A 25,229-nucleotide genomic window follows, 5' to 3' on the forward strand; every position below is an offset into this window, starting at 1 on the left:
CGGGCCGATCCGCGCCTAACGTTCCGTCCTGTCGCGACGCACTGATGCACAACGTCGTTAGTGGAACGACCCGAGCGATCGGGCGAAACCCACAAGCGCGGAGGATGAGGAGAAATCGCCATGCGCGGTAGCAGTGACTGGGGCTAAAAAAGACAGGGATGCGCGAAACGGCGCAGATGAATAGCCTTGAACCCTGAGCGACGGCTCAGTTGCGTTCGGCGACAAGGACACCATGCCTGAGACCGGCACCAACGACGACGCGACCGATCGGCAGCTACGGCTGCTCATCGGTCTCGTCGTCGTGTTGGGGGTCGGCGCGTCCGCCGCCTGGATCGGGTGGGCACACCGCCACCCCGAGCCCGCGCCGCCCGTCATCGTGCTGACGGTGCTCTGCCTCGCGATGATCGCGGCCTACCGGCTCCGCATCTCGGTCCGCGTCCGGTCCAGCCTGGACAGTCTCGCCTGGGACGAGATCCCGGTACTGGTCGGCCTGGCCCTGGTGCCGGCCCCCTGGGTGCTGCTCTGCTCGATCACCGCGATCACCGGGCTCAAGATCTGGGCCCGCGCCGGGACCCTGAAGACCGCGTTCGCCGCGGGCAAGGCGGCCCTGACGAGTGCCGCCGCCGCCGCGGTCTTCCTCGTCTCCGGGGTCGAACCGGTCCTCACCGACCCCGACGTCCCGGCGATCACGGTGGTCGCGGCGCTCGCCGTCTTCACCCTCGTCGACCAGATGGCCTTCCTGCCGGTGCTGGCCACCGACACCCGGACCAGCATCATGCAGGCGGCCCGGCGGCACTGGATCGGCAAGGTCATCGGCTTCCTCGGCCAGCTCGCCGCCAGCCTGCTGGTCCTCTGGGTGCTCTCCACCGACGCGAACGTGCTACTTCTGCTCGTCGCCCCGCTCGTTGTGGCTTGCATGCACCTGTGGCAGTCCCGCAGCGCCAGGACCCGTGAGGAGCGCGAGTCGTGGCAGCGCCTGGCCAAGGCCACCGACGAGCTCAACGCCGTCGACCTCACCCAGGTGCTGCACTCCGCGGCGACCCGCGCCGCGCAGATCTTCTCCGCCGTCGAGGCCGCCATCGACCTGCACGCGGCGAACGCCGGGCGCACGGTGCGGGCCACCGAGAAGCGGATCCTCTTCGACGGGCGGCTGATCGCGGCACCGATGCCGCCGGACGAGACCACTGTGGACCTCGTCGCGCACGACGGCGGGGTCCGGGTCGGGCTGCTCCGGCTACGGTTCGGCGGCGCGGTCAAGCTCACCGAGGTGGAGCAGTACAAACTCCGGACCTTCGCGTCGGCCGTCTGCACCGCGATCCGGAACGCCCTGGCGTACGCGGAACTCGCGCGGATCGCCGAGGAGAACGCGTACGCCGCCGCGCACGACCCGCTCACCGGGCTGGCCAACCGGCGCCGCCTCTACGACCGGGCCACCGCGCTCTGCTCCGACGCGGGCAGCGACGGCTTGGTCGCGCTGCTGCTGATCGACCTCAACCACTTCAAGGAGGTCAACGACACGCTCGGCCACGCCGCCGGCGACGACGTGCTCCGCGAGGTGGCCCGGCGGCTGAGCAAGGCCGCCACCCCCGGCGACCTGGTCGCCCGGCTCGGCGGCGACGAGTTCGCGGTGCTGCTCACCGGCCTGCCCACCCCGGCGCTGGCCGGGCACCGGGCGGCCGGCATGCTCGGCGCGCTGGAGCCCGGCATCGAGGTCGAGGGGATGACGCTCACCGTCGAGGCGGCCGGCGGGATCGCCCTGGCCGCCGGCACCGGCAGCGTCGAGGAGCTGATGCGCCGCGCCGACATCGCCATGTACCAGGCGAAACGCGCCGGCGAGCCGACCATGCTCTACGCGCACGCGCGGGACACCGCGGACGTCGAGCGGCTGCTGCTCCCCGGCGAGCTGCGCCGCGCGGTCAGCGAGCACGAGTTCACCGTCGACTTCCAGCCGATCGTCGACCTGGGCAGCGGCGAGGTCGTCTCGGCCGAGGCGCTGACCCGCTGGCACCACCCCGAGCAGGGCAGCGTCGACCCGATGCGGTTCCTGGAGTCGGTGGAGCGCTCCGGTCAGCTGCCGGCCTTCGTCGACGCGGTGCTGGAGCAGTCGCTGCGGGCCATGCAGGCCTGGCGTGAGGGCGGGTTCGACCTACCGGTCGCGGTCAACGTGTCGCCGCGCAGCCTGCTCGACCCGGGTTTCCCGCGCGCCGTGCTGGCCCGGCTGGAGCAGCACGGCGTGCCCGCGCACCGGCTGGTGCTGGAGCTCACCGAGACGCTCACCATCAGTCAGGTCGACGTCGTCGAGCGCACCCTGGCCGAGCTGCGCAACGCCGGCGTCCGGCTGGCGATCGACGACTTCGGCACCGGCGTCTCGTCGCTCTCGGTGCTCTCCCGCATCCCGGTGCACCAACTCAAGATCGACCGGGAGTTCGTCGCCGCGGTGGAGACCTCGGCGGAGGCGGCCGCCGTGGTCCGCACCACCGTCGACCTCGCCCGGAACCTTCATCTCACGGTGGTCGCCGAGGGCGTGGAGAGCGAGCCGCAGCGCCGGGCGCTCTGGGAGCTGGGCTGCGTCGCCGGGCAGGGGCACCTCTTCGCCCGGCCGCACTCCGCGGTACGCCTGCTCAGCACCCTGCAGCGCGGATCCGGGGGCCGGCCGGGTGTGCTGGCCACGGCCCTGCACGAGGTGGGGTCCGTCGTCCGGATGCCGGCACGCCGGGCCGCCGGGGCGGGACGACCGCCTCTGCCACACTTGCCCGCGTGACGAACGCGGCCGACTCCACCCCCGCCTCCACCGCGGCTGACCAGGCCGGCTCTCCCCCCACCGGCGGCCCGGCCGTCCGGCTGCTGCGGCGGGTCGACCGGGCGGCGGGTGGGCTGGCTGCGGATCTCGGGCTGTATCTGGTCTCGGCGGTCTTCGCGCTGGTCACGGCGGGGACGTCGACCCTCCTGCCGCATCGGGCGTGGGGGACGATCGCGGGAGCGGGCTACCTCCTCGCGGCGGCGGTGGTTTTCGGTCAGATGATGGTGCGGCGATTCGGCGTACCGGAAAGCCCACTGACCAGGGACCGAGCTCGCCTCGCGCTGACCTGGCTGACCTGGGCCTCGGTCGCGGCTCTTCCCCTGAACGTCGAGGCGGTGCAGCGTGCCGCCGGGCGCACCGACCGGGCACAGGAGGAGGTCCTGGTCGTCGAGGAGATGGGCCGGTCGCTGCTGGAGACCGGAACGCCCTATCTGAGCCGTGCGGAGATCGCCGCACTGCCTCTCGACGACCGGCTGACGGGCTACCGCCCCTACCAGCCCGGTATGGCGGTCTTCGGCCTGCCGCGGGCGCTCGCCGGTGATCATTTCTGGACGGATGCTCGGGTCTGGTTCGCTCTCACCACTCTCTTCACACTGCTTTTCTCGGTACGGGCACTGCTGGCGTGGTCCTCGCGTTCCGGCGTCCCGGCGGGTGGGGTCACGCCGTCCCCGGCCGTCGTGCGGGCGCTGCAGGCGGCGACCGTGCTGCCGGTGACCGCGCTGACGCTGGCGACCGGCGGGGACGACATCCCGGTGCTGGCGCTCTGCCTGCTCGCCCTGACCCTCGCCGCGATCGGGCGTTTCGGCTGGTCGGGCGTGGCGGTCGGCGTCGCGGCCTCGGCCAAGCTCTTCGCCTTCCCGGTGGTGGCCGTCCTGGCGGTGCTGGCCGTGGTCTCCGGGAGGGGCCGCCGCTACCTGCCGTTCGCACTGGGCCTGCCGGTGCTGGCGCTGCTGCCGCCCCTACTGGTGAACGCCGACGCGCTGATCGAGAACGTGCTGCGCTTCCCGCTCGGCCACGGCCTGGTCACCAGTCCCGCGCAGTCACCCTTTCCGGGCTATCTGATCGCGCAGAACCTGCCCGGCGGCCGCCTCCTCGCCGCCGCCCTGCTGGTCGGCGCCGCCCTCGCGATCGGCGTCCACCTGCTGCGCCGCCCGCCCCGGACCGCCGCCACCGCCGCGCTGATCTGCGGGTACGGCCTGCTCGCCGCGATCCTGCTGATGCCCACCACCCGGTTCGGTTACCTGCTCTACCCGGCCGCGCTGCTGCTCTGGTCACCCGCGCTCCGGTCATCCACCCCCGGTCCTCAGCAACCACACAGGTACTTCCAGCCCACAGGATGACACCGCCTTGTACCGTCATTGAGATGCAGATGACGTGTCCCAAGTGCCACGGTGAGATGCGGGTCTACGAGCGCAGCGGCGTGACTATCGACCAGTGCACGGAGTGCCGCGGCATCTTCCTCGACCGTGGCGAGCTGGAGAAACTCTTCGCCGCCGAGGCCACCTTCAACAGCAGCAGCCGCAGCTCGGCGCCGCCTCCGCCGCAGCAGCACCAGCAGCACCCCCAGCAGCACGGGTACGTGCCGCCGCCCCCGCCGCCGCCGGCCTACGGCGCGCCGGTCCACCACACGCCGGCACCGCACTATCCGCCGGCACCGGCGGTGCACTACGGGCATCACGGTCACTACCGCCACCACGGCCACTACCGCCGGCGCAGCTTCCTGCACAACCTCTTCGACTGACCGTCCTCGCGGACGACGCCGGCGTGCTCCGGGCCGCTCGTCCGCCCTCCCCGGACGGACCGTTCGCACCGACTGACTCGTCCGCAAACCCCGGACGGACCGCTCGCACCGACCGCTGACGGTCCGGGATACGAAGGCAGCGTGGCGATGGCCGCGCTGCCTTCTTGCTTCGCCGCCCGCCCGGTCTCTCCCGCGGGCGTGTCCCCGCCGGTCGGCGTGGCCCGGTCTGCTCGGGTTCGGCGGGCTGCCCGACCACTGGGACGGCGTGACGGCTCCGTGCGAGTGGACGGAGCGGGAGACCCCGGCCGGGGCCGATCGCGCAGCGTTGGAATCCCGCGCCGGCGCCGTTCCGGTCGGCGGCGGCGCGCTCCGGGTTTCCGCTGGTCGGCTGTCTCGCCGGCCGGTTACCCGGATCGGCGATCCGTGGCGCTACTCACGCACAGTGATCACCAGACGGAGTCTTCCCGTCACTGTAGAGCGAGCTATTTCGATAAGGCTCTTTTTACGTTTGCGTTACGAAGTCGACAGAATACGCAACGTCGCGGATCTTGGGTATTGTCACGACGCCCCTGTCACGGCGAACGGAGGAGGAACCGTGACTGAAACTGCTGATGGCGTGGCGGATCAGGCGCTGCGCAACGACCTCGAAGACGTTTACGGCCGATATGAGGAACTACGCTCCGGAGTGGACGAACTGCAGCGGAGCCTGGCCACCATGCAGGTGAGCGCGGCCTCCCCGGACGGGGCCGTCCACGCCACCGTGAACGCCGACGGTGACCTGGTCGGCCTCCGGCTCGACGAGACGGCCTGCCGGGAGTGGAACGTCGACACCCTGGCCCGGGTCATCGTCGAGACCGTGCAGAACGCGTCGGCCGGCAAGCACCGCCAGGTCGAGCACCTGGTGACCAACCACCGCCCGTCCGACGACGAGGCGGCCTGATCGCTCCCCCCCGTATCCCCGGCCGCGTCCGCCCACGCGATCGCCGGGATGCGTCCCGCCACCGCCGGAGGGGGCCCGGCGTGGCGGTCGCCACTCACAGGGCCATGCCAGCCCAGATGGCCGTGCCGAACTCACATGGCCGTGCCGAACCCAGGCGGCCGTGCCGAACTCACATGGCCGTGCCGAACCCAGGCGGCCATGTCGAACTCACATGGCCGTGCCGAACTCAGATGGCCATGTCGACGAAGCGGGACAGGTGCAGCTGGGCGGCGACGGTGACCGTATCGGTCGGGCCGTTACGGTGCTTGGCGACGATGAAGTCCGCCTCACCCGCCCGCGGTGACTCCTTGTCGTAGTAGTCGTCACGGTGCAACAGGATCACCACGTCGGCGTCCTGCTCGATCGAGTTGTGCGTCGCGATGCCGTTCGCGATGAAGTTGTGGGTTCCCATCACGGTGGCGTCGAAGACGTCCTGCTCGCCCACATACTCGATCGACTTGATCTCATCCCAGAAGACGTCGTTGGTGGCGTGGAGCTCCAGGTCGGCGTTCCCGAGTACGTCGGCGATGCGTGCCAGACGCTGCCGGCTCGGTGCACCCGTCCACAGGGCACTGCCGCAGAACTCGGTGCCGATGGCCTCGGCGAACTCTCGGTGCGACATCTCCTTGTCGACCAGGATCCGCCGGACATCGCCCCAGACCTCGCGCGGCACGGTGTCCACGTTCGTGTTGCTCCGCGACGACTCCAGGACCGTCCGGAGCCGATCGCACTGCTCGGCGCGGGCACCGAACACGCCGATCTCCCGCAAGAACCGAAGTTGGTCGTCCCGGCCCGAGACGTCGAGGGTGAACTGAGGGCGCTGCTCCTTGACCGCAACGGCACGGAGGCGGCCGGTGATGCCGAACCGCAGGAGAAGGCGGGACACGCCCTCCAGCATCCGGCGGCTCGTCGAGGAGAAGTAGACGCGGCCGCCCGTGCCGGCCTTGTTGACCGTCACCGAACCGTCGGTCGCCCACAGATGCTTCAGGAAGAGCTTGACCTGCTCCTTCGGCAGCGCGAAGAGTTTCTCTGGCAGGAACTTCTCATGCGAGCGGAGCCCGAACAGACCGAGGCCGTCGAGCCACTCGGTGATCGGATTGCGGCGCCCGCGAGCCAGCCGGTACGGCGCGGGAAGGCGTAGCGTGGTCACCCGGGCGGCCGGGTACTCGTCGCGGACCGCGGTCACACCGAAGTGCTTCGCGGCCTCGGCCACCGCCGTCAGGCTGAGCTCGTCGCCGCTCGCGTACCGCAGCGGCTGGCGCCGAACGAACGAACCGTCGCCGAGAAGGTGCGCCAGGAGCACCACCTCCGCCTCCTCCCACGGACGGATCAGCAACGGCGGGGGCACGTGACGCGGCGCGGCCAGACGGTCCCCGGCCGCGAGATCGCCCAGAGCCTTCCATCCACCGAAGGTCAGGAACGGATGGTTGGCGGTCGCCTCGATCTCCCGGCCCGACGTGAGGGTGAGCCGGTAGACGGGCCGGTGCCCGCTGGGGAAGACGTGCGTCATCGTGCGGACCGTGTACTGCAGGCGCTCGTTGAGTGCCCAGACCGGAATGTCCCGATAGCCGCCGGCCAGCAGCTCACCCAGTGTCGTCTCGCTGTTGTCGTCCGCCCGCATCACCCGCGTCGCGGCCGTCAGGCAGCCGGATTCACGCAGGTCGGAGAGCTGGGGGCGCTTGTCGGTGCGCTGCTCGGGACCACGGTTCAGCTGGCTCACCGCGATGACCGGGCACTCGATCTCCTTGGCCAGCAGCTTCAGGCCCCGGGAGAGCTCGGAGACCTCCTGCTGACGGCTCTCGGTCTTCTTCGGCGAGGACATCAGCTGGAGGTAGTCGATCACCAGGAGGCGCAGGTTGTGGCGCTGCTTGAGCCGTCGCGCCTTGGCCCGGATCTCCATCAGGTTCATGTTGGGCGTGTCGTCGACGAAGATCGGGGCCTGACTGATCTCGCCCATCCGCCGGGCCAGCTTGGTCCAGTCGTCGTCGGAGAGCTGCCCGGACCGGAGGGTGTGCAACGGCACCCGCGCCTCGGCGGAGAGCAGTCGCATCACCATCTCGATCTTGCTCATTTCCAGCGAGAAGATCGCACTGGCACAGCCGCTCTGAATCGCCGCATTACGGGCGAAATCCATACTTACCGTGGAGTTGTGAGTGGGGATCATGGCGCGACCGGCCAAATAGAGGTGGTTGGCATTGTCCACAGAGACACACTTGACCGGAACACTGACCACGGGCCGTACGTCAACGATGAACCTGGCACCGGTGCGAACGCCGTTGCCCCGCAGGCGCTCCTTGTGCGCGAGATTTTTCCGATGCAGGCGGAAGACCTGGTCGTCGGTGGTGACGTTCAGAACGTACGCCGTCGAGGTCTCCGGCCTGCGGCCATGCACTGCCTTGGTAGTGATCGTGCAGCGGTACCCCAGGCTCACGACGAGCTCGAAAACATCGTTGGCAAGTGCCTGCGAGGTCGAACAGTACTGGGCATTACCGGTCGAGGTCACGGTTCCGTCGGTGTCCAGCAGACCGGCCAGAAGAGCACGTCGCTGGGTCTCGGAGGCCCGTAGGTAGTCAACCGGAATGTGTTTGTTGGCGAGCACACCGGCCTCACGCAGAAGCCCTGTCACCGTCCCGAAACGGGAATGGCAGCCAGAACACCGGATACCGCCGTTGGCTGTCGCCGCGGTGACCGTGCCACAGCTGACGCACGCCGGCGACTCACGGGGGATCACCGTCGAGGCCTTCGTCCGCCCACAACTGCCGCCGCAGGTCAACACACTCGATGCCCGTGGAACGAACGCCGACCCGCACGCCACGCAGATCCGCTCATCCAACGGTTCAGGCTCCGGCACCTGGATCGTGTACAGCATCGGGCCGGAAGGGCGGACCACGAAACCGTCAGCCTCGACATAGGCGGCGATCTCCGGGTCGGCGCTGGTCAGCCGTGCCCCATCCGCATGCCCGCCGCCAAGCCAGGCGCCGAGTGTGTACGGCGGGATCAGGAGATCCCGCTCAGGTAGCTGGAGCGCACCGGCGTTGACCACGGAGTGATTCAGCCGGCGGTCAGCCGTTTCCGTACGCAACGTGGCAAAGATCTCCTCGGTCGTCACGACCTCGCCAGGGGCCGACGACCGCCGCGACTTGCGGGTCTGCGTCAGCCATCGGTGCTCCGCATCGGCCACGATCACACTGCCGTCCGAGAACTCGACCTCGTAGCAGGGGCGCTCGTCCATGATCGGACTGACCGCCGTCACCGTGGTCGGCCGGCCATCGGCATCGAGGAGCAGGTCACCGACCTCGACGTTCGCCATCGTCGTCCAGCCCACCGGAGTCGGCAACGGGGTGTCCAACGCCAGTGCCTTCCCCAGACCGGGACGGCCGGCCACGATGATCAGCTGGCCGGCGTGCAGGCCGTTGAGCAGGCGGTCCAGGTCCTGGAAGCCGGTCGGGACGCCCTGCATCACGCCGCCCGACGCGCCGACCGCCTCGATCTCGTCGAGGGTGGGCTGGAGCATGTCGCCCAGGGCCGCGAAGTCCTCGCTGACCCGCTTCTCGGTCACGTCGTAGATCGCCTGCTGGGCGAGGTCGACGATGTCGTCGACGTCACGCCCGCCGTTGCCGTTCGCACCGTACCCGAGCTGCACGATCTTGGTGCCGGCCTCGACCAGGCGGCGCAGGATCGCCCGCTCGGAGACGATCCGGGCGTAGTAGGAGGCGTTGGCCGCGGTCGGCACGCTCTCGATCAGTGTGTGCAGGTACGGCACACCGCCGATCCGGCCCAGGTCGCCGGAGTCGGCCAGCGCCGCCGCGACGGTGAGGGCGTCGGCGGGCTCACCACGACCGTACAGATCGAGAATGATGTCGTAGATCGTCGAGTGGACCGGGCGGTAGAAGTCGTTGGTCTTCAGGATCTCGACCACGTCGGCGATGGCGTCCTTGGACAGCAGCATGCCGCCGAGCACGCCCTGCTCGGCGCCGACGTCCTGCGGCGGGGCCTTGTCGTAACCACCGCCGCCACCGCCACCACCGCCACCGGGCGGGCCGGACTTCTTGCCGCCGCCGTCACCCCCCGGGGGTCCGCCGGACGGCTGAGATGGGGGCCGGGGCTCCGGCCGCGCGTCGTCGGTGATCGACACCGGGACTCCCCCTCCACTGGCACTGTCGCCGTCACGATCGAACAACCCGGGTAGGTCACTTCGGCCGATCGGGGTCCGACTTCAGCAGAACCCGTCGATCAAAGTCCGTACGTAAGGCGGGACCACTCTACGAACCTGGCTGCCACCTGCCCAACTGCCTCGGTGGACGAGTCTTGGGACAACCTGTGGACATCTCGGCCATTCCTGTGGGTAGGCCTGTGCACACCATGTGGACAACTTCTGTGAGGAGGCTGTCATCAGCACTTTTCTCGGCCCGACCTGTGGAAGGCAGAAAGGCAGATGGATCAGCGGAAATACCGAGTCGGGTGAGCAAGCTGTCGCTGTGAGGCGTTGCGGTTCCGTCTCAGGCACGTCACCCTTTTCAGGTGGACCAACGGGAGTGGGACTACGGTGCCCGCATGTCGCGCGACAGGCGCGCTGCGGACCCTTGGCCCACCCGGGAACCGGAGATCGACGAATCCGGCACCCGCTGGTCCGCTCTGACCGACACCGGCAGCATGGCGCCGAGCCCCGAGGCACTCACGTGGCAGCGCCGCGCGGACGCCTGGGCGCAGCAGAGCGGCGAGGTGGAGCCGTACTCCGGCGGCGGTGGGCAGGAGATCGAGCCGGCGGGCAACCGCTGGTCCGACGTCGCGTCCACCGGCCGTCCCACCTTCCCCCCGGACGGTGTGGGCTGGCGCAGCCAGACCGCGGAGTGGCGCGCGACCGGCGCCCGCTGGCGGCAGACCACCGAGTGGCGTTCGTCCACCGGATCGCACGTCTGGCGCTCCACCACCGAGGCGTGGAACGGCGACCAGGAACAGCAGGAGTACGACGCGTCCCCCGGCGGCCGCCCGGCGATCCAGGGCACGTCCTGGCCGACCCCGGCGGCGGGCACCGAGAGCTACCGGGACACTCCGTCGAGCAGCTGGTCCTCGTCCACCGAGCGCGGCTCCGACACACCCTCCTGGCAGCAGCCGTCCAGCCCGACCCCGTCCTGGCGGCAGCAGGAGCCGGAGACGCCGTCGTGGCAGCGCTCGGCCGACACCGGCCGCTCCGCGACCACCCCGGTCGAGCAGACCTGGGGCGGCTCGAGCACCCCGTCGTGGCAGCAGCCGTCCAGCCCGACCCCGTCCTGGCAGCAGCAGGAGCCGGCCCAGCAGCCGCCCTCGTGGCAGCAGCAGTCCAGCTCGTGGCAGCGCTCCGCGCCGGCCGCCGAGCCCTGGTCGCCCTCGGCCTCCAACAGCCCCGCCCCGGGCGAGTCGGGTAAGCCCAGCTGGGCCACCGACCAGGTCTCCAGCGGCGGCTGGGCGCGCCGTACGCCGGGCGAGAACACCACCGACGTCGGCGGCTGGGAACGCTCCGACGGCCCCGGCTGGCAGTCCCCGCGAGACGACGGCCGGCACTTCGTCCGCGAGGACGACCGGGCCGCCTGGCGCCGGGACGCCGACTCGTGGTCGTCCCGTCCCGGGCGCCGCCGCGCACCCGAGCCCGACGCCGCCCCGATGGGTGGCTCCGGCTGGGGTGCGGATGCGGACTCGGACAACTGGGCCCGGCACACCGACACCGGCAGCATGCCGCCCGTCCCGCGTTCGCCCGCGCCCGGTTACGGCGCCCCCGGCCCGTCCTGGGGTGGTCGTTCCGAGTCACCCGGGCGGTACGCCGACGATCCTCAGCGCTTCGAGGACACCCGGGGCGGCCGCCGGTCGTTCGACGGTCCGTCGCGCGACCTCGGCGGCGCCACCCCGATCCGTCCCGGTCAGCGCCCGGTCAACCCGAACGACAGCCGCCAGGGCAGGTCCGCCGAGCCGGAGTCCCCCGCCGCGAGTGGCCGGATCCGGTACGACGGCGCCGCCTCCGGCGGCATGGTCGAGCAGCAGCCCCGCGGCGGCATGGACCAGTCCTCCCGCGGCGGCATGGCGCAGCAGCCCCGCAGTGGGATGGAGCAGCCGTCCCGCGGCGGCGGTGTGCCCGAGCAGCAGCGCGGCGGTCCCGGCGAGCAGCAGCCGCGAGACGGCGCCGGCCGGCGGGCGCGCAAGCCGCAGCGGTACAACGCGAACCCGACGAACTGGCGCGAGGACACCTCCTCGTGGGACGCCGAGCCGGACACCAGCAACTGGACCCGCGACCCGGACACCGGCCAGTGGAGCCGCGCCGACGACGACCCGCGGGTGCTCGCCTGGCGGGCCGAGGCCGCGCGCCGGGAGGCGACCAAGCAGGAGGGCGGCGCCACCGAGCCGGTGGAGCAGCAGTCGTCCGGTGGCCGCCGGAGCCGTCGCGAGGAGACCGGCCCGATGGGCGGCGCGCCCGGCGGACCCATGCCCGGCAGCGGCGGTGGCTGGTCGAACGGCGAGCTGCCCGGTCCGCGCAGTGCCATGCCCAGCCCGTCCGAGACCGGTTCGTGGCGCTCCGGTGCACCGGAGCCCGACGGCTACCGTCCGGCCCGGGCGGCTCAGGACCCGTACGCGGACGAGGCCCCGCGCGGCTACCCCCCGGCGCCGAACGGCGGGGGTGGCCGTCGCCGTGCCCTCGAACCCGGCGACGAACAGATCTCCGCGGACGACTGGCGCGCGCAGCAGGAGCCCCGGCAGGGCCGTCAGGGCCGCCGTGGAGGCCCCGGGCCCGAGGAGGGGTACCCGGCTGAGGGCTGGCGCCAGGGACCGCTCCCGCCGCGCCAGAACCCGCCCCGCGAGCTGCCCGCCGGCCGTGGCCAGCAGTGGCCCGAGCCGGAGGACCCGCGTCGCGGCGGCTACGGCGAGCAGCCCGGTCGCCGGGCCGAGCCGCAGGAGCGTCCCGCGTACGACACCGGCGTCCAGCGCGCGCTGCCGGCCGGAGGTTCCCCGCGGCAGCCCGAGCCCCGCCGTGAGCTGCCCGCCGGCGGTTCCGGCCGCCGTCCGGAGCAGCAGGAGCCGTCCCCGCGCCAGGCGTACGAGCAGCAGGCGTACCAGCAGCGTGAGCTCCCTGCCGGCGGCAACGGCCGCCGGCCCGCCGACGAGTCCCCGTGGGGCGACACCGACCTGCGCTCGCCGGGCGGCTACCCGCCCGCGCAGCGGGAGTTACCCGCGGGCGACTGGCCCCGGCCCGAGGACGAGCAGGATCCGTACGCGACCCAGCGCCGCGAGCGTGACGACGACCCGCCGCCTCCCGGTGGTGGCGGTGGCGGCGGTGCCCGCGGCGGTCAGGGCGACTGGCGTTCCGCGGCGCCGTACGGCGGTGCCGGCTACGACACCGGTTCGTGGAACCCCGGAGGCGGCGGCGGATCGGCCGGTTACCGCAGCGGCGGCTCCCCCGAGGGCGACTGGCGCGGCGGCTCCGCCCAGAACGGCGACGACTGGCGCGGCAACGGCGGCGGCCCGGACAACGGGACCTACCGGGCGAGCGCCACGGCCAGCCCGGTCAGCGGCGCCGCGTACCGCGCCAACGTCGGCGGCACCGCGCCCGTGTCGGGTTCGGCGTACCGCGCCAACGTCACCCCCGCGGCACCGCTCCCGCCCGGGAACACCCCGGTCAGCGGTGCGGCGTACCGTTCCGGCGTCTCCCCCGACGCCGGCCCGGTCAGCGGCATCGCCTCCCCCGGCCAGGGCGGTTCCGACTGGCGCCGCGAGCTGGCACAGGGCCCCGGCGCCGCCCCGGTCAGTGGCATGGCCGCTCCCGGACAGAGCGGCTCCGATTGGCGTACGGCCATGGGCCAGGCACCCGGCGCGAGCCCGGTCTCCGGCGCGGCCTACCGGGCCAACGTCAACCCGGCCGGCACCTCCACCGACATCAGCCCGGTCAGCGGCATCGCCTCCCCCGGCGGTGCCCCGATGAACGGCACCGACTGGCGCAGCGGCCTCACCGGCACCGCCCCCGCGGCCGGCGCCGACTGGCGCGGGGATCTCACCGCCGCGGCACCCGCGGCTGGCGCGGACTGGCGCAACGACCTCACGGCCGCGGCACCCGCCAACGGTGCCGACTGGCGCAACGACCTGACCGGCACCGCCCCGATGAACGGCGGCGTCGCCCCGGTCAGCGGCAGCGCCTACCGTTCCGCCCCGGGCGCCGACGACTGGCGCCGCGAGATGGCACAGGGCGCTCCACCCACCGACGGCACGCCACAACGATTCAGCACCTCGGACTTCCCCCCTTTTCGGCCGAGCGGCTCAGCCGCGGTCAATGGGGGTACGGACAATCTGGCACTGAGCGCGACCTCGGTGATGGCGGCCCCCGCTCCCGGTTCCGTAGCGAGCCCGGCGACGGCTACGGCGGCCGCTTCGGTCCGCGCGCCTGAGCAGGCCCCCGAGGAGGTCGACACCTCCTGGCCGCCGCGCCGCGGTGTCAGCAGCGCGCTCTTCGAGAGCAGCGGCGCCTATGAGCGCCGGCCGGTCAGTTCCGGACTTCTCGCCGCCGCCGGCCAGCCCAACGACCTGCTCGACCCGGACGACGACGAGGAAGAGGAGTCCACCGGCGGCCCGCTCGCCGCGGTCGGCTACACGGTCGTCTGGTACGGCGTCCCGGTCGTCCTCTTCGTCCTCGGCATCCTGCTGCTCAACAGCGGTCAGCGCACGCACGCCCTGCAGACCCTGGCCGGCGCGGCCCCCGAGTTCGGCATCTCGCTGGCCCTGAGCATCCTGGTGGCGGTCGGCCTCCGCTTCGCCACCAGCGCGTGGAAGGCCGCCAGCGTCGGCTTGGCCGCCGCGGTCGTCGGCGGCGGCCTCGCCACGGTGCTCGCCTCCGCCATCACCGGCAACAGCCTCAGCTGACCCCCGCCGGCGGACCGGCCGGGCCTCACGCGTGGGGTTCCGGTTCGCTGCGGCACCGAGCTCCCCACGCCGGCCCGCCATCCACCGTGGCGTGGGGATTTCCCGCCGGCAGCGCGCCCGGCAGCGACGAAGACGAGGCCGAGACGCGGGACCAGGCGGCCGGGCGGCGGGCGCGAGGCACGGGTAGCCGGGCGGCGGGCCCGAGGGCGGCCGCGTGGCGGGCGCGAGGCACGGGTAGCCGGGCGGCGGGCCCGAGGGCGGCCGAGTGGCGGGCGCGAGGCGTGAGTGGCCGGGCGGCGGGCAAGAGGCGTGAGTGGCCGAGTGGCGGGCGCGAGGCGCCGGGCGGCGGGGATAGGCGGGTACGCCACAGGCGCGCCAAGCCGGAGCCTGGCGCGCCTGGAAGGTGGAGCTGGGTGTTACTTGGCGGCGACGACGTTCACCGGGAAGGTGGCGGTCACCTCGGGGTGGAGCTTGACCTGGACGTTGTACGAGCCCGTGGTCTTGATGTGACCCGGGAGCTCGAGACGACGACGGTCGAGGGCCGGGCCGCCGGCGGCCTTGACCGCGTCGACGATCTCGGCCGGGGTGATCGAACCGAAGAGGCGGCCGCCGTTGCCGGAACGGGCGCTCAGGGTGACCTTGAGGCCGGAGAGCTGGCCCTTGACCTCGGTGGCCTGGCCCAGGTCGCGGATCTCACGGGCCTCACGGGCCCGCTTGATGACGACGACCTGCTTCTCGGCGCCCTTGCTCCACAGGATCGCGAAGCCCTGCGGGAGCAGGTAGTTGCGGCCGTAGCCGTTCTTCACCTCGACGATGTCGCCGGGGGTACCGAGGCCCGAGACCTCCTGCGTGAGGATGATCTTCATGTTCGTGATCCTCCTCAGCGCGCCGTGGCCGTGTACGGCAGGAGCGCCATCTCGCGGGCGTTCTTGACCGCGCGGGCGATCTGTCGCTGCTGCTGGGAGGTCACACCCGTGACGCGGCGGGCACGGATCTTGCCGCGGTCGGAGATGAACTTGCGCAGCAGCGCGGTGTCCTTGTAGTCGATGTAGGTGATCCCGTCCTTGTCGAGCGGGTTCACCTTCTTCTTCGGCTTGCGAAGCGCAGCAGCCTTAGCCATTGCTCTCTAACTCCTGATCGTGATCATCGCCGGGCGGCACACCGCCCGGCGGCGAAGAAAGCCCGAGGGCTTAGAAGGGAGGCTCGTCGTCGAACGAGGAGTTGCCGCCACCGCCGGAGCGGTTGCCGCTGTTGGAGGCCGGAGCAGCCGTCGCCCACGGGTCGTCGAAGTCGCTGTTACCGCGACCGCCGCCGCCACCGTTGCTGGGCTGCCGGTTGCCGCCACCACCGGAGGCGCCGAAGCCGCCACCCCCGCCGCCGGACCGGTTCGCCTTCTGCACCTTGGCCGTGGCGTAGCGCAGGGACGGGCCGATCTCGTCGACCTCGAGCTCGTAGACGGTGCGCTTCTCTCCCTCGCGGGTCTCGTAAGACCGCTGGCGCAGCCGGCCCTGCACGATCACCCGAGCGCCACGCTGCAGCGACTCGGCGACGTGCTCGGCGGCGTCACGCCAGATGTTGCACGCGAGGAACAGTGGCTCGCCGTCTTTCCACTCGCCCGATTGCCGGTCCAAGGTCCGCGGCGTCGAAGCGATGCGGAACTTGGCGACCGCCGCACCCGACGGGGTGAAGCGCAGCTCAGGGTCATCGGTCAGATTGCCGATGACCGTGATGGTGGTTTCGCCTGCCATTGAACTTCTCCTCGCCGCATAGGTCGTTGTGACAAAGGGTCTCAGGACCCCCTGACAAAAACGCCTCAGCGGGTCTCGGGACGGATGACCTTGGTACGCAGGATGGACTCGTTCAGCCGCAGCTGACGGTCCAGCTCGGCCACGGCCTCGGGCGTCGCCTGCAGGTCGACGACCGCGTAGATGCCTTCAGCCTTCTTGTTGATCTCGAACGAGAGCCGGCGGCGGCCCCAGACGTCGAGCTTCTCCACCGAGCCACCCGCGGTCCTGATCACGTTCAGGTACTGGTCGAGCGACGGTGCGACGGTGCGCTCCTCGAGCGAAGGGTCGAGGATCACCATCAGTTCGTAATGACGCAAGACATTCACCTCCTGTGGGCTAAACGGCCACGGTCTCTCCGTGGCAGGAGGTCTTGTGTCGTACGCAGAAGAAAGCCGTGGGAGACACAGTGCCCCACGGCGAACAGTCCGCGAACCGAGCCAGCATACCCACCCGGGTGCCACTGGCCCAAAACGAAGACCCCGTCCGTGGACGGGGTCTTCGCCGGGGAGAGCCGCGGGGCGTCCGGTCCGGTTCGTTGGGTGGGACCTGGGGAGGAACGACCACACCGATGAGGTGGACGCGGTCGCCCCGCGGAGCTTTCGAAGAAGAGCTTACGCCAAATTTGCCCGTGATGCACGTTGCGACACGATTGCCCGAATAGCGGCGGTTGACACCCCGAGGAGGCAGACCACCGCGACCATCCCGAGCATCCCGAGTGGGCGGCCCTCCCGAATCGAGGCGACGGCGGCGACCGGCTCGGTGGCCTCGCTCAGCGGCTGGCCCTCCTCCGGCACCGAGAACGGCCCGGAGAGCGGGGCGGCCGCGACCGGCGGGATCGTCGTCGGGACCGCGGCGGCCAGGCTCTCCCGCGCGGCGGGCGAGCTCGGCGGCGGCGTCGCCGGCGAGGAGGCGGGTGCGGTGGGCGTACGGGAGGAGGTCTTGATGGGGTGTGAAGGTTTTGAACGTGGGCGGTGTGAGCGGGTGACGGGTGGTGCGAGCGGGTCGGGGAGCAGGGATTTCGCGGGTGCGGGGGTGCCGAGCAGGTCGGAGGGCACGGAGTCGGAGGGTGCCTCGGCGGCCGACGGGGACGCGGTGACCATCAACGGGACCGCGTCGTCGTCGTCCGAGCAGTCCGGGTCGAGCAGGACCGAGGTGACGCCGCGGCGGAAGAACACCTCGGCGGTGCCGTTGTCCGGAATGATCCCCTGTGGGGTACCGGCCAATTCCAGTCGCGCCGGGCGGCCGGTGCGGTTGACCATGTGCACCACGCTGCGCGGCGGAACGGTGAGCGACTCCACCTCGGGCGTCGAGTCGCAGGAGAGCCCGAAGACCCCGCCGCCGTCGAAGTTCACCCGGCGCTCACCCGGCTCGAACTGGTCGGCACTGGCCGTCCCGCTCGTCAGCAGCGGCCCGCCGAAGATCAGCCCACTCGCCACCAGCGCCGCCACCCGCCATCGGAACCGCCGCGACATGCCCCATCCCCCAGTTCGCCACCGGCCGTGACCGGTATCGGTCAAACGTGATCGACGGGGCTAACGAGACGCGGGGGAGGCCGGTGACGCCCGGCAGAACTGTCGGACCGGCGTCGTAGGCTCGTCCCATGCGCATCGGAGCCCACGTCGATCCCGCCGAACCGCTGGCCGAGGCCGCCGCCCGCGGCGCCGAGGCGGTGCAGTTCTTCCTCACCGATCCACAGGGGTACAAGACGCCCCAACCGCGGGAGGACGCGGCCGCACTCCGGGCCGCCGAGGTCGACATCTACATCCACGCGCCGTACATCATCAACGTCGCCTCACCGAACAACCGGATCCGGATCCCCAGCCGCAAGCTCCTGGTGGCGCACGCCAGGGCGGCCGCCGAGATCGGTGCGAAGGGCCTGATCGTGCACGGCGGCCACGTCGGCGCCGGTGCGGACCTCAGTGCCGGTTTCCTCAATTGGAAGAAGGCCTTCGAGTACGCGGAGAGCGAAGGCGGTCTCCCGATCCCGGTCCTGATCGAGAACACCGCCGGCGGGGACAACGCGTGCGCCCGCCGCTTCGACGATCTGGCCCGGCTCTGGGACGCGGTGGGTTCGTTCGGCGCGGGCTTCTGCCTGGACACCTGCCACGCGTTCGCCGGCGGCGAGGATCTGACCGGCATCGTCGACCGGGTGAAGGCGATCACCGGACGGATCGACCTGATCCATGCCAACGACTCGAAGGGTGGTTTCGACTCGGGCCAGGACCGGCACGACAACCTCGGTAGTGGGAAGATCGACCCCGAGTTGGTGGTCGCCGCGATCCGGGCCTCCGGCGCTCCCGCCATTGTGGAGACGCCGGGCGGCGTGGCGGGGCAGGCCGCCGACATCGCCCTTCTGCGGGAGCGGGCGGGCACCTGACGCACCGGCGACCGGGGGAGGGTCATGACCGAGCAGTCGCAATCGTCCGTGCCCGCAGGCGGCGAACCAGGCGGTTCGCGGTCGGCTTCGACAGCGGGCTCCTCGGTGGAGGAACGGGCGGTTCCCGAGTCGCCACGACACGGGGCACCGCCGCCGTCCCGCCCATCAGGGAAGCGGAGATTCCGACTTTTCGGGCGAAAGCCGCCGCGGACCGTCGACGGAACTTCGGACAAGGTGGACAGTCCGCCGGTCGAGGCCGAACCCACGACGGACATCTCGGCCACGGCGAAGGCCGCGGCGGGCACATCGAGCTCATCGGATACGTCCGATACGTCCACCAGCAAGAAGCCTGAGGAGACCGCGACCGCCGCCGGGAAGCTGCCGGACGAACGGCCCGAGGGCGTGCCGGTCGACCCCTGGACGGCCTTCGCCACCACACCCGAGCAGCAGCCCGGCCGGATCCGGCGCGGGCTGCGAGCCGTCGGCCGTGCGCTGATCCACGAGTACGCCCTGGTCACGTATGCCGGCGCGGTGCTCGCCGTGCTGATGAGCTGGCCCGCCCTGCGGTACCCGCTGCACACCCTCCCGCAGGACCTGGGCGACCCGGCCCGGCAGGCGTGGCAGATCTCCTGGCTCGGGCACGTACTGCGGACCGACCCGGTGCTGCTCTGGCAGTCGAACGCGTACTACCCGGTCACCGACAGCTCGGCGTACGGCGACAGTCTGCTCGGGTACGCGCTGTTCGGGATGATCGGCGACGGTCCGGACGCGGCGGTGCTGCGGTACAACATCCTCTACGTGGTCGCGCACGCGCTGCTGCTGATCGGCGGGTACGCCCTGGTACGTCAGCTCGGCGCCCGGCGCACCGGCGCGGCGGTGGCCGCGGCGGCGTTCGCGTACGCGCCCTGGAGGCTTGCCCAGGAGGGCCACCTCGACATCGTCTCGGCCGGTGCGATCCCGCTGGCCCTGGCGATGCTGGCGCGCGGTCACGGCTGGTCCCTGCGGTACGGTTTCCGGCCGCGCCGCCGCCGCACCGGCTGGGCGGTACTCGGCTGGCTCCTCGCGACCTGGCAGCTGAGCCTCGGGTTCTCGCTCGGGCTGCCGTTCGCGTACGTACTCGCCGGAATCCTGGTGTTCCTGCTGATCGCGGTCCCGATCAAGCGCTTCCGCCGACGCCGGCGCCGACGCGAGCGCGAGCGCGGGGCGCCGGCCCGGCACTCGGCGGGCGGGCGGCGCTGGTTCGCCCGCCGGACGACCAGGGTCAAGCCGGTCCTCGGGTGGCGCCTGATCACCGCCGACGTGCTCGGCGCGCTGATCTTCGCCGGGGTGGGCGCGGTGATCGCCATCCCCTACCTGCGCGTCCCCGACTCGGCCACCCGCGGCACGGAGACCGACTTCTTCTCGCCGCCGGTGCGCAGCCTGCTGATCGGCCCGGCCGAGTCCCGGATCTGGGGTTCCGCGCACGAGACCGCCCGCACCTCGCTGGGCTGGGCCGCCGAGCAGTCGCTGCTCCCCGGCTTCGTGCTCTACGCCCTCGCGCTGGCCGGCCTGCTCTTCTCCATCTGGCGGCTGCGGCAGCGGCTGGTCCTGCTGCTCGGGCTGGCCGCCGCGGTGATCCTGACCCTGGGCACCACGTTCGCGGGCGGCCGCTGGACCTACCTGCCGCTCTTCGGGCACCTGCCGGCCTCGTTCGACCTGCGGATCTCCGGGCGCCTGATGCTCTGGGTGACGCTGCTGCTGGCGATCCTGGCCGCCGGTGCGGTGGACGACTTCGTCGGGCGCGCGTGGCGTCTCGCCGAGCAGCGCGTCCCGCCGTGGCCCGGGCCGTGGCTGCGGATGGCGACGCTCGTGCCTCTCCTGCTGGTGCTCCTGGAGGGCTGGAGCGCGACCGCCCACCCGGTGGTGCCCACCCAGCCGGAGGCGATGCGGACCGTGGGCGGGCCGATGCTGGTCCTGCCGACCGGCTCGCTCACCGACCCGGTCGTGCAGCTCTGGTCGACCTCCACCTACCCCCAGGTGGCGAACGGCGGCGGCACGGTCGCGGAGGCCCGGCAGGCCGAGCTCCGGTCGAAGGTGGCCTCGTTCCCGGACACGGCCAGCATCGAGTACCTGCGCTCGGTCGGGATCGGGACGGTGCTGCTGCTGCGTACCGAGGTCGCGGGCACGCCGTGGGAGCGGGCCGGGGACATCCCGGTCGACCTGCTCGGGATCCGGCGCGAGGACCTCACCGACGCGGTGGTCTTCCACCTGAACTGAGACAGCGGGCCGTCCCCCTCGAGAACCGAGAGGGGGACGGCCCGCTGTCTCTTCTGCCGTTGCTCTAGACCAGGACGGCCGGCTCCGGCTCGTCCTCGACCGGCTTCTTCTTCTCCAGACCGAAGCCGAAGCTGTTGCGGAACCGGGTCACCCAGCCCGCGTCCGGCCCGTCCAGCACGCCGGCGTCCGGGTCGTCACCGGCGTAGGTCTGGCGGACGGCGTCCAGCTCGGGCTTCCAGATCTCCCGGATCACCAGGCCGCAGAGGATCGCCACGGTGACCACGCGCGCCGTGGAGGCGAGGACGAAGGTCCCCTCCGGGATCACCGACTTGCCGCCCGCACCGATCAGCTCGGCGTAGAACGCGGCGAGGTACCCGATCTCGGCCACCGTCCACGCGATGATCGCGCCCCACTTCGGGCGGGCCATGACGATCAGCGGGACGAGCCAGAGCACGTACTGCTGCGACCAGACCTTGCTGAAGATCAGGAACGCGGCGACCACCAGGAACGCCATCTGCGCGAGGCGCGGCGGCTTCGGCGCCAGCAGGCCCAGGATCACGATGCCCAGGCAGCAGAGGCCGAACAGGGCGTACGTGACGATGTTGAGGGTGGGGATGTTGTTGCTCAGCCATTGGAAGACGCCCTGGTCCCCGTCGGTGCCGCTCATCCACTTGCCGTCGAGGTAACGCCCGATGTACCAGAACGTGCCCCAGTCGATCGGGCGCTCCGAGTTCAGGCGGAAGAACCGCAGCCAACTCTCGTGGTACCAGTAGTACACCGGGAAGTTGACCACGCCCCAGGTGATCGCGGCGGCGACGAACGAGGAGAGCCAGGGGATCACCCTGCCCTGCCGGAGCGCGAGCACCAGCAACGGGCCGAGGATGAACAGCGGCCAGAGTTTCGCGGCGGCGCCCAGTCCCAGGAAGATCCCGGCCCAGACCGGGTGCCGGCGGGCCCAGAGGTAGAGGCCGATGGCGGCCAGCCCGATCGCCAGGAAGTCCCAGTTGATGGTGGCGGTGACCAGCACGATCGGCGAGAGCGCGAAGATCGCCGCATCCCAGGGCCGTCGTCGCCGCAGCGCGAGGATCACCGCCGCGGTGGCGACCGCGAGCAGGGAGAGGACCAGCGCGTTGGCGTTGTAGAACCAGCTGCCCTGGTTGATCTCCGGGTGCTGCTCGCCGTACCAGTGCACCGGCAGGCCCAGGGCGCCCATGAAGTAGCCGGTGACGACCGGGTACTCCACCTGGTGGTCCACGTACGGCACCTGGCCGTCGCTGAGCCCCTCGGCGTAGTAGAGGGCCAGCACGTCGGTGTAGCAGTACCGGGTGTACTGGATGTTCTTCTGCCAGTCGCCGCTCATGCAGGGCGATTTCTGCACCCAGGAGAACGCCAGGATCATGCAGGTCAGAGCCATGATGATGCGTGGCGCGGTCCAGAAGCGGTTGGGCCGGGCGTCGGGCCGGGTCGCGTGCGAGCCGAGCGGCCCGCCGATGAACTGCGACAGTCCCCGCACGAAACCGTCCGAGGTCGCGTTCGGGGCGTCTGGCCGTTCGGTGGACGGTTGCGTGCTCATGTCTTGGCATCATGCCGCATGAACCTCGGAGTGTGGAGTTTGCCCGCCCTTGGGTCTAAAGAGAACGGCGCCCACCTCGCGAAGAGGTGGGCGCCGTCATCGGCCTGGGTCAGGCGTCAACCGCCGTTACCGCCGTTGTTATTACCGCCGTTGTTATTACCGTTGTTGTTGTTATTGCTGTTGTCGTCGTCGCTGTCGTCCGAGTCGTCGCTGTCGTCCGAGCTGGTGCCGCCGCAGACGTCCAGGGTCGGGAACTGCTGGCAGATCGCGCTCTGGTTCGGGTCCTCGGTCGGCTGGGTGACGACCACCGGGGCGACACCGTTACCGAGCGACGAGTCGCCGCCCTTCACCCGGGTCGGGAAGCTCTCCTTGTCCCAGTTGAGCTCGGCGGTCACCGTGTTGATGAACTTCTCCCAGATCGCGGCCGGGGTGCCCGAGCCGAACATCTTGCCGCCGCCGGACTCGGTCAACTCGACCTTGTCCTTGGCGCCACCGACCCAGACCGTGGCCGCGAGTTGTGGGATGCCACCGACGAACCAGGCGTCGCCGTTGCCCTCCTTGTACTCCCACGAGCCACTCTTGGCGGCGGCCTCACGGCCGTTGCGCAGGGTGTTCTCGGCGTGCGCCGGGATCTGCTGCAGCACGCCGAGCTCGTCGGACATCTGCTGGGCGTTGAAGACCTGCTTGCCCTTGGTGCTCGGCGTCTTGTACGGCGACAGCTTGCCGGTCTTCGAGTCGATCTTCTTGACCGACTTGATGAAGTGCGCGTCGTGCCGGACGCCGCCGTTGACGATCGTGGCGACACCCTGCGCGTGCTCCAGCGGGACCACGCGGTACTGGCCGAACGCGACCTCGTTGTCGAAGTAGCCGGAGCTCTTCCAGGTCGACGCGTCGGTCTTGGTCAGGTCGACCAGCTTGCCGCTGTCGGTCCACATGTGCTCGACACCGGCGTCGAGAGCCGCCTGGATGACCTTGTCGCGGCCGATCTGGTCGGCGATCCAGTAGAACGGGAAGTTGTACGACCGGACGGTCGCCGTCTCCAGGTCACAGTGCTTGATCTTGCCGTCACAGAGCGAGTCGTCGGCGCCGGCGTTACTGATCTTCGTACCGTTGGGCCGGAGCTTGGTGCCGTCCCAGATCGTGTCGAAGGAGTAGTTCTCCTTCAGCGCGGCGGCCAGCGTGTAGATCTTGAAGGACGACGCGGGCGACTGACCGCCCCAGCTGACCAGGCCGCTGCCGTCACCGGCCATGTAGCCGCCGTAGTCCGTACCGTTGGGGTCGTCACCGGCGTAGTAGCCGAGCACCTCTCCGGTCTTCGGATCGATGCCGATCACCGCGGCCTGATACGTCTTCGGCCGGCCGTTCAGCGGCGAGGTCTTGCTGCTGCGGGAACCGGCCGCCTCCGCCGCCGCCTGCACGGTGGGGTTGATCGTGGTGGTGATCGTCAGACCACCCTGCTGGAGCTCGGTGTCCGAGATCCCCATTTCCTTCAGCTCGTACGTGACGTGCCGCATGATCATCCCGACCGGCTTGCCGTCGGCACAGGTCTTGCAGTTGGTGCTCTTGGCCGCGTTGACCTTGGGGTACTCGCGCTTGTCGTACTGCTCCTGAGAGATCCAGCCCTCGGAGAGCATGTTCTTCAGCGTGTACTCCCACCGCTCCTTGGCGGCCGTGGGGTTCAGGTTGGGGTCGTAACCCTTGTGCCCGGTGACCGTGTCGGCGTACGGCTGCTTGATGATCGAGGCGAGCACCGCGGCCTGGTAGACCGTGATCTCGTTCTTCGCACCCTCGACCACCGAGGCGCTGAAGTAGCCGTTCGCCGCCGCCTCGACGCCGTACCGTCCCTCACCGAGGTCGATGAAGTTCAGGTACAGGCCCATGATCTGCTCTTTGGTGTACTTCGACTCCAGCTTGCGGGCGATCACCGCCTCGCGGAGCTTACGGCTGTAGCTGATCTCCTTGAGCTCGGCGACGTGCCGGGCGTACTGCTGGGTGATGGTCGACGCGCCCTGGGTGTCGCCGCCGGTGAAGTTGTTCCACGCGGCGCGGGCGATGCCCTTCATGTCGATGCCGTTGTGCCGATAGAAGTTCTTGTCCTCGGCGGCGGCCACGGCGTGCTGCATGACCAGACTGATGCTGGAATCCGGCACGTTGATTCGGGGCTCGCCCTCTTTCGCGAGGACCTGGCCCTTGGCGTTGTAGATGATGTTCATCTGCTCCTCCGCCTGCGGCGTGGGGAGCTCGACGTCGTCGAAGAAGTAGGTGCCACCGACGATGCCGGCACCGAGCATGATGACCAGCACCGCGGCCGCGGCCGTCAGGATGTTGGCACGGCGGTACTTCTTGTCCGCCTTGCTGCGGGGGCGCTTGCCGGAAGAGCCGGAACCACCACCGCCGAAGCCTCCTGGCCCGCCCGGTCCACCTGGGCCGCCGGGGCCACCCGACCCCATCGGCCGCACCGAGGCCCGGCCGCCGACGCCGCCACCCACCTGGGCCGCCCCCACGGAGGCGCGACCCGGCGCGGCGGAGCCGACCGAGGCCGAGCCCACCGAGGCGCGACCACCCACTGGGGCGGCACCGCTCACCGAGGCGCGACCGGGCGTGGCGGAACCGGCGGCGCCGGAGCCCACCGAGGCCCGTCCACCGACCTGGGCGGCACCGCTGACCGAGGCGCGACCGGGACTGCCGCCCACCGACGCGGAACCGGCGGGGCGCCGATACGCGTCCGGCGCGGGCCGGTCCTCGTCGTCAGATCCAGAAGCAGCGGACGGCCCGGGCACTCTGGCCCGGGCTCGTGCGTTCTGCGGATCGCCGTACGCGTTCATTCCTTCACACCTAC

Annotated in this window: 15 protein-coding genes; 7 read left to right on the top strand and 8 right to left on the bottom strand. The window is 71.0% G+C overall.

The annotated features are described in order from the left end of the window. The first annotated feature begins 232 nt into the window (after positions 1–232). From AB0M08_RS01530 to AB0M08_RS01545, 4 genes are all read left to right on the top strand, one after another. Positions 233–2,761, top strand: a complete 2,529-nt coding sequence (locus AB0M08_RS01530) for a bifunctional diguanylate cyclase/phosphodiesterase (RefSeq protein WP_364486599.1) — start codon at positions 233–235, stop codon at positions 2,759–2,761. A gap of 80 nt (positions 2,762–2,841) precedes the next feature. Further along, positions 2,842–4,140 (top strand): glycosyltransferase 87 family protein, encoded by a 1,299-nt coding sequence (locus AB0M08_RS01535; RefSeq protein WP_364487113.1) that lies wholly within the window; start codon positions 2,842–2,844, stop codon positions 4,138–4,140. A gap of 23 nt (positions 4,141–4,163) precedes the next feature. Then, a complete protein-coding gene (locus AB0M08_RS01540; protein ID WP_364486602.1) occupies positions 4,164–4,541 on the top strand; it encodes a zf-TFIIB domain-containing protein in 378 nt (125 codons plus the stop codon). 595 nt (positions 4,542–5,136) lie between these two features. After that, the gene (locus AB0M08_RS01545) at positions 5,137–5,481 is read left to right on the top strand and encodes a YbaB/EbfC family nucleoid-associated protein (protein ID WP_364486605.1); all 345 of its coding nucleotides are present in this window, start codon (positions 5,137–5,139) and stop codon (positions 5,479–5,481) included. Between the two features lie 226 nt (positions 5,482–5,707). On the opposite strand, the gene AB0M08_RS01550 is transcribed toward AB0M08_RS01545, so the two are convergent. After that, positions 5,708–9,655 (bottom strand): replicative DNA helicase, encoded by a 3,948-nt coding sequence (locus tag AB0M08_RS01550; RefSeq protein WP_364486609.1) that lies wholly within the window; start codon positions 9,653–9,655, stop codon positions 5,708–5,710. Positions 9,656–10,074: 419 nt separating this feature from the next. On the opposite strand from AB0M08_RS01550, the gene AB0M08_RS01555 reads away from it, so the two are divergent. Then, positions 10,075–14,397, top strand: coding sequence for a hypothetical protein (locus tag AB0M08_RS01555; RefSeq protein ID WP_364486612.1), 4,323 nt, complete (start codon positions 10,075–10,077; stop codon positions 14,395–14,397). A 416-nt stretch (positions 14,398–14,813) separates the two neighbouring features. On the opposite strand, the gene rplI is transcribed toward AB0M08_RS01555, so the two are convergent. The 5 genes from rplI to AB0M08_RS01580 form a co-directional block, all read right to left on the bottom strand. Continuing rightward, on the bottom strand, positions 14,814–15,263 hold the full coding sequence (gene rplI, locus AB0M08_RS01560) for a 50S ribosomal protein L9 (RefSeq protein WP_364486615.1): 450 nt from the start codon (positions 15,261–15,263) through the stop codon (positions 14,814–14,816). Positions 15,264–15,277: 14 nt separating this feature from the next. After that, positions 15,278–15,517, bottom strand: a complete 240-nt coding sequence (gene rpsR, locus AB0M08_RS01565; RefSeq protein ID WP_007073789.1) for a 30S ribosomal protein S18 — start codon at positions 15,515–15,517, stop codon at positions 15,278–15,280. Between the two features lie 70 nt (positions 15,518–15,587). Then, entirely contained in the window at positions 15,588–16,145 is a 558-nt protein-coding gene (locus AB0M08_RS01570) for a single-stranded DNA-binding protein (RefSeq protein WP_364486618.1), read from the bottom strand. A 65-nt stretch (positions 16,146–16,210) separates the two neighbouring features. Beyond that, complete coding sequence (rpsF, locus tag AB0M08_RS01575) at positions 16,211–16,501, bottom strand: 30S ribosomal protein S6 (RefSeq protein WP_014448192.1); 291 nt, start codon at positions 16,499–16,501, stop codon at positions 16,211–16,213. A gap of 294 nt (positions 16,502–16,795) precedes the next feature. Then, positions 16,796–17,656 carry a hypothetical protein gene (locus AB0M08_RS01580; protein ID WP_364486621.1) on the bottom strand — a complete coding sequence of 287 codons (861 nt, stop codon included), beginning with the start codon at positions 17,654–17,656 and terminating at the stop codon, positions 16,796–16,798. A gap of 128 nt (positions 17,657–17,784) precedes the next feature. Between AB0M08_RS01580 and AB0M08_RS01585 the strand changes: the two genes are divergently transcribed. Both AB0M08_RS01585 and AB0M08_RS01590 read left to right on the top strand, forming a co-directional pair. Further along, positions 17,785–18,561 (top strand): deoxyribonuclease IV, encoded by a 777-nt coding sequence (locus tag AB0M08_RS01585; protein ID WP_364486624.1) that lies wholly within the window; start codon positions 17,785–17,787, stop codon positions 18,559–18,561. Positions 18,562–18,795: 234 nt separating this feature from the next. Continuing rightward, complete coding sequence (locus tag AB0M08_RS01590) at positions 18,796–20,817, top strand: hypothetical protein (RefSeq protein ID WP_364486627.1); 2,022 nt, start codon at positions 18,796–18,798, stop codon at positions 20,815–20,817. A gap of 64 nt (positions 20,818–20,881) precedes the next feature. Here the strand turns inward: AB0M08_RS01590 and AB0M08_RS01595 are convergent, their stop codons facing one another. Together AB0M08_RS01595 and AB0M08_RS01600 are read right to left on the bottom strand one after the other, a co-directional pair. Then, entirely contained in the window at positions 20,882–22,390 is a 1,509-nt protein-coding gene (locus tag AB0M08_RS01595; RefSeq protein ID WP_364486630.1) for a glycosyltransferase 87 family protein, read from the bottom strand. Between the two features lie 116 nt (positions 22,391–22,506). Next, positions 22,507–25,215, bottom strand: a complete 2,709-nt coding sequence (locus tag AB0M08_RS01600; protein WP_364486633.1) for a transglycosylase domain-containing protein — start codon at positions 25,213–25,215, stop codon at positions 22,507–22,509. Positions 25,216–25,229 lie beyond the last annotated feature (14 nt).

The sequence above is a fragment of the Actinoplanes sp. NPDC051851 genome (assembly GCF_040681165.1).
Lineage (GTDB): Bacteria > Actinomycetota > Actinomycetes > Mycobacteriales > Micromonosporaceae > Actinoplanes.

What these genes read in the sequence shown, in the direction of transcription:
- AB0M08_RS01530 (WP_364486599.1), top strand. Translation starts at nt 233, where the DNA reads ATGCCTGAGACCGGCACCAACGACGACGCGACCGATCGGCAGCTACGG.
- AB0M08_RS01585 (WP_364486624.1), top strand. Translation starts at nt 17,785, where the DNA reads ATGCGCATCGGAGCCCACGTCGATCCCGCCGAACCGCTGGCCGAGGCC.
- AB0M08_RS01540 (WP_364486602.1), top strand. Translation starts at nt 4,164, where the DNA reads ATGCAGATGACGTGTCCCAAGTGCCACGGTGAGATGCGGGTCTACGAG.
- rpsR (WP_007073789.1), bottom strand. Translation starts at nt 15,517, where the DNA reads ATGGCTAAGGCTGCTGCGCTTCGCAAGCCGAAGAAGAAGGTGAACCCG.
- AB0M08_RS01570 (WP_364486618.1), bottom strand. Translation starts at nt 16,145, where the DNA reads ATGGCAGGCGAAACCACCATCACGGTCATCGGCAATCTGACCGATGAC.
- rplI (WP_364486615.1), bottom strand. Translation starts at nt 15,263, where the DNA reads ATGAAGATCATCCTCACGCAGGAGGTCTCGGGCCTCGGTACCCCCGGC.
- AB0M08_RS01600 (WP_364486633.1), bottom strand. Translation starts at nt 25,215, where the DNA reads ATGAACGCGTACGGCGATCCGCAGAACGCACGAGCCCGGGCCAGAGTG.
- AB0M08_RS01555 (WP_364486612.1), top strand. Translation starts at nt 10,075, where the DNA reads ATGTCGCGCGACAGGCGCGCTGCGGACCCTTGGCCCACCCGGGAACCG.
- AB0M08_RS01580 (WP_364486621.1), bottom strand. Translation starts at nt 17,656, where the DNA reads ATGTCGCGGCGGTTCCGATGGCGGGTGGCGGCGCTGGTGGCGAGTGGG.
- AB0M08_RS01595 (WP_364486630.1), bottom strand. Translation starts at nt 22,390, where the DNA reads ATGAGCACGCAACCGTCCACCGAACGGCCAGACGCCCCGAACGCGACC.